This window comes from Amycolatopsis sp. cmx-11-12 (genome assembly GCF_046269425.1).
Lineage (GTDB): Bacteria > Actinomycetota > Actinomycetes > Mycobacteriales > Pseudonocardiaceae > Amycolatopsis.
In genome coordinates this window covers 49,755-63,159 of the sequence record NZ_JADNQM010000040.1, presented here as the reverse complement: position 1 = coordinate 63,159, position 13,405 = coordinate 49,755, and the positions used below count along the sequence as shown (strand labels likewise).

15 protein-coding genes are annotated in these 13,405 nt (G+C 68.5%); all 15 read right to left on the bottom strand.

The features are described 5' to 3' along the window. Nucleotides 1-72 precede the first annotated feature (72 nt). Nucleotides 73-2,967, bottom strand: a complete 2,895-nt coding sequence (locus tag ACLARN_RS36825; protein WP_409496105.1) for a LysM peptidoglycan-binding domain-containing protein — start codon at nucleotides 2,965-2,967, stop codon at nucleotides 73-75. Nucleotides 2,968-2,996: 29 nt separating this feature from the next. Beyond that, complete coding sequence (locus ACLARN_RS36820) at nucleotides 2,997-3,410, bottom strand: hypothetical protein (protein WP_409496104.1); 414 nt, start codon at nucleotides 3,408-3,410, stop codon at nucleotides 2,997-2,999. After that, the gene (locus ACLARN_RS36815; RefSeq protein ID WP_409496103.1) at nucleotides 3,407-3,856 is read right to left on the bottom strand and encodes a TadE/TadG family type IV pilus assembly protein; all 450 of its coding nucleotides are present in this window, start codon (nucleotides 3,854-3,856) and stop codon (nucleotides 3,407-3,409) included. The genes ACLARN_RS36820 and ACLARN_RS36815 overlap by 4 nt, the downstream gene beginning before the upstream one ends. After that, nucleotides 3,853-4,281 (bottom strand): TadE/TadG family type IV pilus assembly protein, encoded by a 429-nt coding sequence (locus ACLARN_RS36810; RefSeq protein WP_409496102.1) that lies wholly within the window; start codon nucleotides 4,279-4,281, stop codon nucleotides 3,853-3,855. Before ACLARN_RS36810 ends, ACLARN_RS36815 begins: the two co-directional genes overlap by 4 nt. A 38-nt stretch (nucleotides 4,282-4,319) precedes the next feature. Beyond that, a complete protein-coding gene (locus ACLARN_RS36805; RefSeq protein ID WP_409496101.1) occupies nucleotides 4,320-4,742 on the bottom strand; it encodes a hypothetical protein in 423 nt (140 codons plus the stop codon). A 43-nt stretch (nucleotides 4,743-4,785) separates the two neighbouring features. Further along, the gene (locus tag ACLARN_RS36800; RefSeq protein ID WP_409496100.1) at nucleotides 4,786-5,040 is read right to left on the bottom strand and encodes a hypothetical protein; all 255 of its coding nucleotides are present in this window, start codon (nucleotides 5,038-5,040) and stop codon (nucleotides 4,786-4,788) included. Nucleotides 5,041-5,103: 63 nt separating this feature from the next. After that, the gene (locus tag ACLARN_RS36795; protein ID WP_409496099.1) at nucleotides 5,104-6,039 is read right to left on the bottom strand and encodes a hypothetical protein; all 936 of its coding nucleotides are present in this window, start codon (nucleotides 6,037-6,039) and stop codon (nucleotides 5,104-5,106) included. 84 nt (nucleotides 6,040-6,123) lie between these two features. Next, nucleotides 6,124-7,032 carry a type II secretion system F family protein gene (locus ACLARN_RS36790; RefSeq protein ID WP_409496098.1) on the bottom strand — a complete coding sequence of 303 codons (909 nt, stop codon included), beginning with the start codon at nucleotides 7,030-7,032 and terminating at the stop codon, nucleotides 6,124-6,126. Next, nucleotides 7,029-7,955: a type II secretion system F family protein gene (locus tag ACLARN_RS36785; protein WP_409496097.1), complete on the bottom strand. Its 927-nt coding sequence runs from the start codon at nucleotides 7,953-7,955 to the stop codon at nucleotides 7,029-7,031. Before ACLARN_RS36785 ends, ACLARN_RS36790 begins: the two co-directional genes overlap by 4 nt. Continuing rightward, a complete protein-coding gene (locus ACLARN_RS36780) occupies nucleotides 7,952-9,415 on the bottom strand; it encodes a CpaF family protein (protein ID WP_409496096.1) in 1,464 nt (487 codons plus the stop codon). The genes ACLARN_RS36785 and ACLARN_RS36780 overlap by 4 nt, the downstream gene beginning before the upstream one ends. 41 nt (nucleotides 9,416-9,456) lie before the next feature. Further along, nucleotides 9,457-10,284, bottom strand: coding sequence for a hypothetical protein (locus ACLARN_RS36775; RefSeq protein WP_409496095.1), 828 nt, complete (start codon nucleotides 10,282-10,284; stop codon nucleotides 9,457-9,459). Nucleotides 10,285-10,322: 38 nt separating this feature from the next. Then, on the bottom strand, nucleotides 10,323-11,021 hold the full coding sequence (locus ACLARN_RS36770) for a hypothetical protein (RefSeq protein ID WP_409496094.1): 699 nt from the start codon (nucleotides 11,019-11,021) through the stop codon (nucleotides 10,323-10,325). A 75-nt stretch (nucleotides 11,022-11,096) separates the two neighbouring features. Continuing rightward, nucleotides 11,097-11,609 (bottom strand): hypothetical protein, encoded by a 513-nt coding sequence (locus tag ACLARN_RS36765; RefSeq protein WP_409496093.1) that lies wholly within the window; start codon nucleotides 11,607-11,609, stop codon nucleotides 11,097-11,099. A gap of 446 nt (nucleotides 11,610-12,055) precedes the next feature. Next, complete coding sequence (locus ACLARN_RS36760; RefSeq protein ID WP_409496092.1) at nucleotides 12,056-12,607, bottom strand: hypothetical protein; 552 nt, start codon at nucleotides 12,605-12,607, stop codon at nucleotides 12,056-12,058. A gap of 68 nt (nucleotides 12,608-12,675) precedes the next feature. Next, the gene (locus ACLARN_RS36755; RefSeq protein ID WP_409496091.1) at nucleotides 12,676-13,314 is read right to left on the bottom strand and encodes a methyltransferase; all 639 of its coding nucleotides are present in this window, start codon (nucleotides 13,312-13,314) and stop codon (nucleotides 12,676-12,678) included. Between the last annotated feature and the right edge of the window lie 91 nt (nucleotides 13,315-13,405).

Below are 13,405 nucleotides of genomic sequence, written 5' to 3'. Positions count from 1 at the left end.
TCGCAGATCGAGGAGATCAGTGCGGACAAGGCGACGGCACGTCTGCTTGCGCCGCACCGGAGCTAGGCACGGTCAGCTAGCTTTTCGGGCGGCGGTGCCGTCTCGCGGCTGTTGGAGGGCGTCGGCGAGGTCAAGGGTGCCGCGAGCGGGGCGTTCGCCGAGCTCGGATAGCGCTGCGGTGAGCAGTCTCAGGGTGCGCGGGATGCTGTCGTACTGACCGAGACGGGCCTGCGTCCGCATGAGGTCGCGGTAGATCGCTTCGTTGAAGGGGTCGAGTTGCCGGGCTTGCTCCAGCAAGGTGAGAGATTTCTCGGGTGCGTCGATGCGGTTTGCTCGGATCAGGCCGCTGAAGGCATCGAGGACGTCTCGGCGGAGCGCTTCGCGCGGGCCGTCGATCCAGGAGGCGTCAACGCTCTCGGCGAGGTCTCCGCAGTACAGCTCGGTGACGCCGTTCAGGGCCGTGATCGTGTCAGTCGACGTGCTGGTCCGGCTGGCGTCGAGCGCGTCCTGCAGCTGCCAGAGGTCAACGGTCACGATCTCGTGGTTGAGCGCGTAGTAACCATCCTGGGTGATGGTGATGTCGAGCCTGTCGTCCTCAGTGGCACGGCGAAGTCCTCGTCGTAGCTGGGACAGGGTTGCGTGGAAAGTGTTGTAAGGACGATCGGCTGGGGCGTCCGGCCAGAGCACGGCACTCAAGGTTTCGCGTCGACAACCTTCACGATGTAGGGCCAGGTAAACCAGGATCTCGCGTTGCCGCGGCGCTAGGACCTCGATGAAGTCGCGAGGTTCAGGGTTAGTGCGGGTCAGGTGAAGGCGGCCCAGGACCTTCAGATGGAGTGGGCGTTCCCGGTTCGAGCCTGCGGACCGGGTCACTGCTGGCCGGTCGTCATCGCTGGTGGACACCGTGGACGTCTCGGCAGTGGGTCCGGTAGCGGGTGTGCTGAACTCGTACTCGGAGACGTTGGGCACCGGGCTGTCGGCAGGGACGCGGTTCCGCAGTTGTTCGGTGTGGTCGGGCTCGGCTACTTCAAGCAGCGCAAGCAGGTCGAGGGTGTCGGAGTCCGGCAGGGTGAACAGTCGCGCGCCGGTCAGGTCGCCGGCGAGTGCTGGCGTTGTTGTCTTGATCGTCCCGTCGTCGGTCACGTGCAATGTGCCGCCGGAGTGCCAGGGGCCGAGAATCAGTCCCGCGAGAGCGAGGTGCGATCCGGTCTCGAGGATGGTGTGCATGCGCCGGTCGGCGTCCGTGCTGGGCAGGGCCACGATGAGAAGAAGTCCATTGCCCTTCGATGGGTGAGGTTTCTGGGTGGCCGGGTTATGCCCGGCGATGTCTTCCGAGCGAGTGCGCACCAGGAGTTCGGTTTCGAGGACATCGACTGCTGCGGGCATGTCCTCGACGATCCTCAGTCGTGTCGGCACACGGTCCGGGGGGCTGCTCCCGAGTAGTGAGTGGGCAGCAGCGGCGGGGATGACGATCGTGGCATCGAGGCTGTCAGTGCTGGCTTGCGCAAGAAGACTGACGATCAGCGCCCGTGCGGCGGAACGGGCACCGGGGCCGGTGAGGCCGAGGCCTTGTGTCCGGGCGAGGTCGAGCGCGATGGCACGCCCGTCCCGGACGCCGAGCGCGGTCTCGGGCGTCGTCGGGAGCGCGTGGCGGACGATGGCCCGGGCTTGGTCGCGGACGTTCATCTCAACCGGCCGGTCGAACCGAGGTGTGGCAAGTGCGGGAACCGGCATGTCGTCGTCGACGAGCGATCGTGTGGCGGCATCGTGTGCGATGCGCAGCGCACGTACGACCGGTAGTCCCGCGGGGTCGGCGTTGCTTTCCCTTCCTGGTCGATACCAGCGACGACGTCGCATTCGGGCCGTGACGGTGGCCAACGTGATCAGGGCGGCCAGTCCGAGGCCGACGAATGCTCCGCCCGGCAGTGAAACTCCGCCGTCCTCGGAGATCGCGGACGCGCGCTGCTCGTCGTCCTGAGGTACGGGCGACGGAGTCTGGTTGACCGGAGGGGGGTCGCCCGGGAGTTCGGGCGTGGAGATCTTCGGCGGTGTATCCCTTGGTTCAGCCACTGGTTTGGATGGTGATGGCGGGGTGGGCAGGGTGAGGTGCCACCCGGGCAGGAGCTGGTCGGGTTGGCGGAGTGCGCGGCCATCAGGCTGGGGACGCCCGGCGTTGAGGTCGAAGAGCACATGCCAAGCGTCCAGGTCGCCGAGGTGGCGTTCGGCGATGCCGGAGAGCGTGTCCGCGGGCTGCACGGTGACGGTCAGGTTAAGCTCCGCGATGGAGTCAGTGGGGTGGGGAAGACCGGCTGCGTCCGGTGGGAGAAGCAGTGTCCAACCGGGTTCGAGGCCGTCCGGGTTGCCCGCGAGCAGGTCCGGATTGAGCTGCACGATCTCGTAATAGCGCATGCCGTTGCCGAGGTAGCGTTCGGCGAGGTCCCACAGGGTGTCGCCGTGCACGACCGTGTATGGGACCGCGTCGTGCGTAGCCGCGGTCGCGGTGGCCGCTGCGGAATCTCGGACTGCGGTAGCTGGGTGCGGATGCGGCCAGGGCAGCGCGGTGGCGGCCGTAGACGTGGTGGGGAGGCCGGACGCTGCCGCGGTGCCTGCACTGGTGGCGATGAGGACGGCGGCGACGAGCCCGGCGATCCACCGACCGCGCGGAACCCGGCTTAGCAAGCCGCGGGCGGCGCGGACTCCATGACCGGTCTGACGGATCACTTCGACGATCACGGACACGGTGATTGCCAGCCAGCCCGTCCAGGCCACGGCGACGATCAGCCAGATCACGAGGTCACCGGTGATCCACGCCCAGCGCAGCGTTGCCCAGATCTGTTGGGGCCAGTGGCTTATCGGTACCGGGTCTGGCCACCGATCGGGCAGCAGACGAGCGGGATTGGCACCGAGTGCGAGGAGCCCGCTCGGGATACCGGCGACGAAGGCGATCAGAGCGAGCGCGGCGAGCACGCCGCGAACTCGTTGAGTCGCCGGGGAAGTCATGGGAGTCCGCCGTCGCGGGTACCGACGCCGAGTTCGGCCAGAGCGGTTCCGGTGGCCTGGACGCTACGGCCGAGCAGGCCGATGGGCGCGGGCTCGGTGACCGTGACCGTCACACGGACCGCGCGGGGTCCGGTGATGGTGACGTGGCCGGGGTGCCCAGCACGGGCGAGGTAGTCGGCTGCGGTGCGGGCGGCCGTGGCGGTATCGATGCCGACGTGCGGGCTGCGGGTGTCCACAGCGGTGTTCGCGGCGCGGGCGGCTTCGGCGGCCAGGGCGTCGGCGCAGGCAAAGGTCCGCAAACGGGCGGAGCCGTCGACGACCAGGGCGAGCACGAACAGGAGCGCGGGGACGAGGATCGCGATCATCGCGGTGACCGATCCGGTATCGCGTGGCCGTGCTCGGGTGGTCATGGGGTGCCTCGGTACGGATCGGCGGGGCTGGTGAAGGAACTGGTGATCGTGCGGGTCCCTCCGGAGACAGGGAGCGCGAGGTCGCTGAGTGCGACGCGGCAGGTCACGTTGGCCCGGACCAGTCCGGCGCGGCCGACGGCGATCTGGCTGGCGTCGACCGAGACGCTGGTTTCTTGGCAGGTGATGCCCTCGCGTCCGAGACGGTCGCGGGCCACTGTCGTTCCGGCCTGCCGTGCCGCGAGAGGACTGCGTGCGATCGAGGCGGCGCGTGCGGCGGCGGTGGCGGCGTTGTCGACGGCTTGCTGTGCGGAGCTGACACGAGCACCGGCGATGATCAGCAACCCTGCGACGATCACGGCGGGCACGAGCACCGCGGCTTCGACGCTGACGGAACCTGTGTCTGTCCACAGTCGACCGATTCGATGCGTGCGTGCCCGGCGGGTCACGAGCCACCCCCGGTCGGCGACGTGGTGAAGCGTTCCTTGACGACCTGGGCGGTCACTTCGACGTGGATGTCCAGGCCGGGGATCGGCAGCAGCCGGACGGTCGTACCGGACACCGCTACCTGGACGGTGTCCGCGGTCATGGTGGCGCGGACCTCGGGCATGGCGAGGACGCCGCGGCCCGCGCGGTCGGCGAACGACTGGGCGGCGGCGGCGGTGGACTGGGTGGCGCCGACCGGGCGTCCGGCGTCCGCGCCGGCCTGTGCTGCCTGGGCTGCCACGGAGTGGGCGTGCCACCACAGCCCGCCTTGTACCGCTGTGAGAATCAGCAGCAGCACCAACGGGAACAGCACGGCTAAGCCGACAGATTCCGCTCCACGGTCGCCGTGCATCCGTGTCTGGCCGAACTCTCGACCGTATGTCCGCATAGGTCGCTCGTCTGGGTGCAGCGCAAGTACAGATGTCATCACGACGCCACCGCCGAAGTGGACACGGTGCCGCTTCGTGCAAAGGGAATATCCTGCGCCGCAGCGGGCTTTGGTTGCGCTGTTTCGTGGGAAGCAGCCGGTTTCGGGGCTTGAGTGGTCCTCGTGTGGTTGACCCCAACGGGCTTCTTTCGCTTGGTGCGACTAGGTTTGGCGTAGTTGAGCCAGCGAGTGAGCTCAGCAACGGGGACGTCGGTGAACACGGCAAGCTCGTCGATCTCGATGACGTCGCCGGACTCGGCCAGCACTTCACCCAGTTCTCGTTCGACGTCGCCGAGTTGCTCGGCGAGCTCGGCGTGACGCTCAGCCAAGTCACCGACGCGTCGCGCCGCGGCAGACCTCCTCTCACTCCGGGCTTCGTCGGCTACTGCGACCCGTCGTTCGATCTCCTCGGCGGTGGGCATCGTAGGCTCCTTGACGGTTAAGTGCTTTCGGGCGCATGAAGGTTCACTTGATCTGGCCTTGGTAGTTCTGGACGGCGGCGCGAATGGCGAAGGCAAGCCCGATCGCCACGGCAAGGCCGATAGCGACGAGGACCGCTTTCTCCACGGACTCCGATCCGCGGTCTCCCGACGCACGGGCTCGCTCCCACTGGCTTTCAGTACTGATGACCAGGGTGAGCACCCAGCCAGTCACGATCAGTCCGAGCCAGGCACCACATCGCCGGACAGTGGTTGCGCAGCGGTTCAGGTCATTGAGCATGAGTATCGAACTCCTTCACAGCAAAGCGGTTGCCTGGCAACGATTCTTCTGTCTGGATGATGCTCATGGTTGTCTCTTGACAGTCGGCGAGGTTGACGATTCTCGGGAGGAAAGGAGAACGAGTTCGGGCCACTCGGATGGTGGCTGCTCCCATGGGAATGGACCGGAATGTGTGATGTCCCGTGCGGCTGTGACGTGAGCGAAAACGCTTCGCGGCAACGTGTCCGAGTCCTGGGACAGGCTGGCGAGGTGGTCCCGTCCCGGGGCAGTGGTCAGCGTGTCACTGGCCCGGTCAACGAGTTCCTGTCGACGCATTTTCTGTTCCCACGCGCGACAGAGCACGACGCACCCCTGCACATGCCTGGCCACGTCGCGCAGGCTGGTATCGACGTCGTCAACCGCCTGCCACGTCACGGCTGCCAGGGTGTCGCCAGCGTCCAGTTCGGCTGCGATCTCGTCGGCGAGAGCACGGGCATCTCGGCTGCGATCCAGACAGCACAAAGCCCGCCACACCACTGTGTGGATCTCGCCCAGCAGAGCGGGGTCGAGCCAGGCGCGCGCGGGGCTGCGGTGCAGCTCCTCCACCCCTGCCAGCAGCTCGGCTACCAGTTCACGGGAATCTGCACCAAAGTCGTCGAAATCATGGCGCCGAAAGAACTCTCCTCGCCGAAGGCGCGGCCGCGGCGCTCGTTCGCGCTCGAACGGGTTCTCACCGGCTGGGCGGTTAAGGACGCGCAATACACCCAGTACCAGGATTAAGGTCACCATGCCGATGCCGAGTTTCTCGCCGAATCCGTGACCGGCACCGGATATCTGCATGGCCAGACCAGCGGCGACGAGTCCTTTGAGGATGGTCATGGGGCGGACGAGACCGAAGGCTTGCCTTCGCCGCCACTGCCGAGGGGTGATCGCAGGATTGAGCAGCACTGTGTCATAGCCGTCAGGGAGCACGCAGTCGAGCACCGGTGGCACCGTTGCAGGTGAATCATGGTTGCGCATCGGGCTTCTCCTTAAGCCGAGGTCGAATTCATTCCCTGGAGCGGAATGCGAAGGGCAACAACGGGTGTCGTCGCGCGGTATCGGCTAGCCACCTCCAGCCGCCAACCGGATCATGGCGGGGTACATCACCAGGAGCAGGAACGCGACCAACAGCAGCGCAACGGGAAGCACGAGTCGCTGGGACCGGGCATTCGCGTCGGCTTTGTCGGCGGCCAGAGCGGCGGCCCGCAGCGCGGACGATTTGGCGAGCAGGGTGGTGTAGATGGCGGCGCCGTCGGCGGCGGCGGTGGCGAGGATGTCGGCCAAGTCGCCGAGTTCGACGACCCCCATGCGTTTCCCCAGGCGGGACAGGGCTTCCCACGGCGTGTGCCCGGCACGGATCGCGCGGCCGAGAGTGCGGTTGATCCGGGCGAACACCCACGAGTCCCCGACCGCGGCGGCCTCGCCCAGTGCCTGGCTGGGGGCGCGGCCGGTGGCGCGTTCCTGCGCGACGAGATCGAGATAGGCGGCGGTGGCACGACGGAACTCCTCCCGCGCCCGGACGGCGTCCTCCTGCACGGCCAGGACCGGCACCACCGACCCGGCAGCCGCGCCGACGATCACAGCTAGCACCACGACCGGGGCGGGGAGGTCGATTCCGCCGAACCATCCCAGCCCTGCCACCACGAGCACGGTTCCGGCCGCGCCACCGGCCCAGGCCAGACGGCGGGCAAGGTAACGGTCGGCGGTCTGATCGAGCACGTCAAGGTCGGAGGAGGGAATGCCCCACCAGCGGTTCGACGACCGTCCGGAGACCCCGGCCAGGCGTTCGATCCGGGTCGACCAGCGGCTGCGTGGCGGTGCCCCGTCTGCACGGCGGGCGGCACGGTCGTCCAGCTCGGCCACCGCGGCGGCCACGTTGACCGGTGCCGGGCGCACCAGCGCCAGCAGCACGCAGACCACAGCCAGCCCGCCCAGCGCACCGAGCACGACAGCGGTGACCCCGGGATTCATCGTGGAACCTCCACTTCGACATGGGCGGCAGCGATCGGTGTGCGCCTCGGTTTCGGTGTTCCTGGCGGGATCCTCGAGGTGGCGCCGAGCAGGCGGGCGGGGCGGCGGGTTCGGGTCAGCAGGTGCATCCACCACCCGGCCGCGCCCAGCAGGCCACCGATTCCGGCCATGACGAGCTGGCCGAGCAGGTCGTTGAACGGGGTGAGGAACTCGTGCGCGAAGACGACCAGCCCGGCAAGCAGGAGTGCGGTGATGCCGAGGATGGCGCGGACATCGGTGCGGGGTTTAGCGCGGTCGGCTTCGATGTCGCGGCGGGCGACGACCTCGCGTTCCAGGGCGGTGGCCTTACTGTCGAGAATGTCGACCAGGCCGCGTCCGCCCGCGCGGGCACGCAGGATCAGCGCGAGCACGACTTCGTCAGCGGCTTCATCGCCCACGTCCTCGGCGAAGGCGCGGAGCGCGGCCTCAAGGCCACGGGTCCGTAGCCGCATTGCCAGGGTTTCGACCTCGCTGGCCAAGGCTTCGGGGGCGGTGCGGGCCGAGGTGGCGATCGCTTGCTCCAGCCCGCCGGCGCCGGAGGCCAGCACGTCGGCGAGACGCCGGACCCAGCTGGCGAGGGCGTCCAACCTCGCGATCACGCGGCGGGCGTCATGTCCGCGGGCGAGGATCGGCACCGTCAGCACCGCAGCGACGGTCAGGATGATGGCGACCGGCCAGCCGGTGCTCCACCACACGACCCCGCCCGCGGCGACCGCGACGACGACCCGCCGCCTCGGTATCCGCGCCGCGACCGTCCTCCAGCCCGCGCTGCGCGCCTTGCGCGGTGTCGTCGACCGCGCGGCGGGTGGGCGGAAGGCGACGACGGCGCAGGCGATCGCCGCTACCGCGGCGACGCCGAGCAGGCCCGCCCATACGCCCGTCATCGCCCGCCCCCGCCCGGCAGCCCGGTGGTCTGCCAGGTGTCGGCACCGGCGGTGTCGAACACGTGGCGGTCGAACCCGTGCCTCGCCAAGCGCTCCAGCAGGTCACGGGTCGGCGGGTAGGCCGGGACGGCGCGGCCGTCTTCCGGGCGTGGGGCGAAGATCCTGGTGGTGTCCGGTCGACCGGAATCGCCGACCGGGCCGACCTCGATGATCTCGGTGACGAACCGCTGCCTGCGCCGCCCACCAGCCGTGTCGTGGTCAGCGCGGGCGACGTGCACAACGAGGTCGATCGCCGAGGCAGTCCACTGGTGCGCGGCGTCGATCGCCAACGGTGGATCAGCGAGCTGCCCGAGCGCGCCGATCCGGTCGAACACCGCCGAGGCGCTCGTGGCGTGCAGGGTGCACATACCGCCCGTGGCGCCGTTCCCGAGAGCGCGCAGCATCGCGGTCACTTCCCCGGCCCGAACCTCCCCGACGATCACACGGCTCGGCGAGTGCCGCAGCGTCTGCTTCAGCAGATCGTCCAAGGAGATCTCCCCGATCCCCTCCGAGTTCGCCGGACGGGCCTCCAAAGGGGTGACCAAGGGCCGGGCGCTGAGGTGCAGACCTAGTTCGTACTCCTCCTCGACCGTGACGACGTGCTCGTAGTCCGGGATCTCCGTGCACAACGCGCGCAGCAACGTCGTCTTGCCCGCAGCCGGGCCGCCGGAGACGACCATGGTGCAGCCCGCCCGCACCGCCGACCGCAGGAAGCCCGCGAGCACCGGATCGAGCGTGCCGTTGGCCACGAGATCGTTCAGGCCGACGTCGACCAGGCGGTGGCGGCGGATCGCCACTCGCGGCCGGTCGGAAACCTCCATCACCGCAGCCACCCTCGCCCCCAACGGACCACCCGCGCGAATCCGAAGGTTTCCCAACGGGCGGCCAGCATTGAACTCCCTGGACGTCTGGCCTTGGCGGGCGAACATCGCCGCCAGCATCTCCACCAAATCGGCATCGGTGTCGGCCACCGGGTGCGGCCACAGCTCGATCGAACCGTCCGCCAGCTCCAGCAGGATCCGGTCACAACCATGCACGTGAATGTTCTCGACATCGTCGCGCTCCAACAGTTCCTCCAGCACGCCCAGCCCGGACAGCGCCGCCACGACCGCCCGGATCAATCGACGTTCTTCGGCGATCGACAGCGGTGCCTGTCCGGCAGTTGCGCGGCGTTGCACCCAGCCGGCGACCTCCTCGGCCACGTAGGCACGCATCCGCGTCTGCTGCTCTTCGCTCGTCAGCGGTGTATCCACATGGGACTCGCCCGCCGCGACGCGTTCCAACCGGGCAGCGACCGCTTCCCGGATCTCCCGGACGGCCTCGGGATCGGCACGCCCTGTCTGCACGCTGTCCCGCAGCAGCGGTGTTCGCGGTATCGCTGTCGCCGATCCCGCCGAGTTGCTTCGCGGTGGAGGCAGCATCGCCGGATCATCTAGAGGGCGGAACCCGTTGCGCGGCAACGTCATCGGGTACCCCCAGAAAGCAAGCGGGCCGATGCCGACACGGCCGGAAAGCGCGGTTCGTCAGGCGCATAGGTGTGGTAGGAGCCGTGCAGGCGGCGTGCGACGCGGCGCGCGCTGCGCAGCAGCGGCGACCGGTACGGAAGGGCTCCTCCGTCGATGCCGTCGGAGAACACCGCCGCCGTCCGCACGGCCATCGGGACTTCCACCGCAGCCTCACGTCCCAGCGCCACACGGACTTCGCGGGTACCCGCCGGTGTCGTCGCGCACACGGCCAGCCCCAGCCGGTGAGGCAGAATCCGCTCGGCAAGCTCGGCCAGGACAGGACGTGCGGCCAGCACGTGCCGCTGCGTCGGGCGCACCGCGACCAGCACGAGATCCGAAGCGAGCAGCACCGGCCACGGTGTCGCCGAGCCGAAGCGGCCGAGGTCGACCAGCGCGTCGGCCGGATGCCCAGCCGCGGTCTTGAACGCGGCCAACGCCACGGTCAGGCGGGTCCATCCGGCCGAGCCGATCGCGGTGTGCTGGCCCTGCGTCCTCAACCCGGACAGCAGGCCGACATGCCGCGCCGGAGGCACCATCTGCACGTGCTCAATCAGCGTCGCCGGGTCTCCTGCCGTCGCGTGCCGGGTCGCGATGGCGTGCGACAACAAGCCGAGATCGGTGCGGAGAAACCCGTTCACGACCCAATGCCCCAGCCAGCCCGGCGCCAGGTCGCCCCCGGCGGGGTCGCAGTCGGCCAGCAACACCGGCGCAGGCCAGGACGCCGCCAACGCGGCCAGCGTCGTAGTCCCGCCCGGCGACCCCTTGCCCGACACAATCGTGATCATCGCCATCTCCCTCACCACTCCTTCGCCATCTGGTCTTCTCACCCGCCCGGTCCGAGCTGGACCATGACGACCTGGCCCGCGGAGGCGCTGGTCGCGGCTTGCGCGGCGTCCGTGCCGACGACGACATCGACCGTCACCGCCCCGGTGGAATCCGGCGGGCCGACGCCGAGCACCCGCGCACGAAACGGACCGGACGTGCTCGCCGGGGCCTGCCCGACATCGGGCCCGGCGCCGCCCATAACCGGGTTGACCTGCACCAGATCCCCGGCCGACAAGCCACGGGCAGGCAGGTGACCCGGCCGCACAAGCAGCCCGACCAGTCGCTCCCCTGGCCCCGGAACCGGCTGCACGGACAACTGACCGGGAGCCAGTACCGTCCCTGCGGGCAGGATCGACCGCGCGACCTGGCCCACGACCAGATCCCTGTCGCTGGCCGGGATGAAGGCCTGCGGCTGGTCCGGGACGGCCTTGACCACACCGAGATCAATCTCCTCGATCGTCTGCCCCCAGCTCACCTCGCGGGTGAGTGCGAGAACATCGACGCGCTCGTCCTGCCCCGTGATCAGGGCGTAGTTGCCGAACGCGACGACCGCGGCCAGCACCACCGCAACGCCCAACAACCACCAGCGCCGTCGTCGTGGCACCCGCGGTACCTCGTCGTCCTCGAGCTGGTCGAGGAAGCCCGAGTCGCTGCCGTGCGGTTTCGATGGTCGGGAAAAAGACAAAGCGGTACCCATAGTGGTATTCCTCCACAATTCAGAATTGCGGCTTAGTGCGCCTAGAACGCAGTAAATTGCGTTTTCGTAGGGGGTTTACTTCGTGCGCAGGGCCTGCACCTCGGCGACGGCGAACGTCGCCCTTGCCCGGGACTGCATCAGCGAGAAGTCGCCGCCCACGGAACCGGAACCATCCGAGCCGATCCAGCTCACCGACCAATGAATCGCCCACTCCGCGGTGATTTGGTCTTTGACCTGCCCGACTGAACTGCGGGTGTACACGAAGCCGCAATCAGGGCTGGCGGCGTGCAGTCCATGGGAACGGTCATACGGTGTTCCCGGCCCCGAACAGCTCATCGACCCGCTGGATCCCGAGTTGAACGTCATTCCCGTCGGTGTCGCGGTCACCTCGGCCCACACCGGACCGACTTCAACCCGTTCCACTGCCGGTTTCCACACGCTTCGGTCAGTCCAGATCCACGTGTTCTCCCCGACGATCGTGGCGTCCCGTCCATCAGGCAACTGCACGTCCGGCGAGTGACGAGGAACCGGCAGGGGTAACTGCAGCTGCTCGAATGCGCGTGCGGCGAGCTGCGCCGGAGTCGGCAACGGCGGAGCTGGCGGCCCTTCTGGAGCCGCGGGTTCATCGTCGGCAGGCAGCGGAGGGAGACAGCGGATCCCGAACGCACTGCCGCCTGCTCGGCCGACGCCGGGCGGGCCACCGACACCGAATCCACCGAGGGAACAACCTGGAGGAAGTCCGTCCGGCGCCTCTGGTGCTCCGCTCGCACCGGCCGCACGCCGGTCTTGGCCCAGTGGTTTCCTTCCCGGTCCGCCTGGCCGGACAGGAGCCTGCCCTCGCTGCTGCAATGCCCCCATGTCGACGTGCGGTGGAGCGACGAGTCCTGATGAGTCGCCGGGCACCACGATGACCTGACCATCATCGGTGGGCGCCAGCGCCGCAGCGTTTGCCTGGGGCGACGCGAAGACAACTGTTCCTCCGATCAGGCAGGCAAGCGCCATCGAGGTCGCCCGCGTGCTGCTTGGCCGGTTCATCAGCATGTCCCGCCGGGGAATGCGACCTTGGCGACTCGCCACCGACCGTCCGTGTTGTCTCGCTTAAGGTCGGCGGCCACTGGATTCCTTGGCACCCCGACAGTTTTCGGGTCGCCGGTCGTGGCGTCCGCCTGGCCTGTGCGCGACGCATCCTGACAATCGGCCACTTTGGCGGAGGCACCATCGATCTGAACCGACTGGATCCGTGCGGTGACGTCGCCGTAGACCTTGATCCCTGATTGCCTCTGGGTGCGCATCGCGTTCAGCGTCGTGGTGAGTTGGGGGTCCACCGCCACCGCTGTCATCGCTGCCCGCCAGGTGTCTTCCGGCTCGTCGTCGGTCTGGAGAGTCCGGGACCAGAACGCGGAGTACGCAGTTTCAACCGCTGCCCGCTCGTCCTGGCCCGAGGAACTCGCCGTCTGCGGCGGAGCGGACAGATTCGTCGACGACGGCGACACCCGGCCGGTGCCGCCACTACAGCTCACCAGCAGCACCGCCGCCGATCCGGCCAGGGCAACCGGCAGAGTCCGACGAGTACCGACTTCGTTCACGATTTCCTCCCCAATGATGACCACTACCGATGCACGACCACGCCGTCTGGGCATGGTCACCGGCCTGTCTATGCCACGAGGACGCTCACCAGCGCTCCGCCGAGCAGCGACGGTCCGGCAGCGAAGGTGGAATTCACGCTCTTGGACGACACCGCGACTACGAGGGCGACCACCGCGGTGAGCCCACTCGCGATCAGCAGGCCCCGAAGTAAGCCATCCCATCCAAACCAGCCGAGAAACAACGCGAGCGCGCCATAGAGCGCGGTATCGCCTCCTCCGGTGTGGTCCGGCGCGCAGACCTGCACCAATGAAGCAAGACCGAACGCGACCACGGCAGCCGCAGAGGCGAAAGCAAACCGCGACCAAACTCCATCGATGAGCGCGACGCTGAAGAAAGCCACGGCGCAGCCGCCTGCCAGCGTCGTCACCATCGGAAACGGGAGTCGTCGGCACCGGAGATCGGCGAGCGCGAGGCCGAACCCCAGTGCGCATACCCAGCACCAGACGAGCCAGCTCGGCGTCGTGCCCATCCGGAGCCAGCCGATCCAGCTCGCCGTTGCCGTCGCGACCGACATCGTGGCCGCGACCACGAACCGTGTCCGAACACCGGTCACCAGCACCGTGCTCGTCGTGCGCTCCGCAGCAGCGAGCGACGCCGGTCCCGCCACGAGGCTTCCGATGCCGACCGTGCACTCCAAGATCGGCACTGTTGACACTCCCCGGCGAAGCGCACAGACACGAGCGGATCGTCATGGCCTCGCCTCCTTATCGGTGATGGTGACCGGCTGGGTCCGGTGT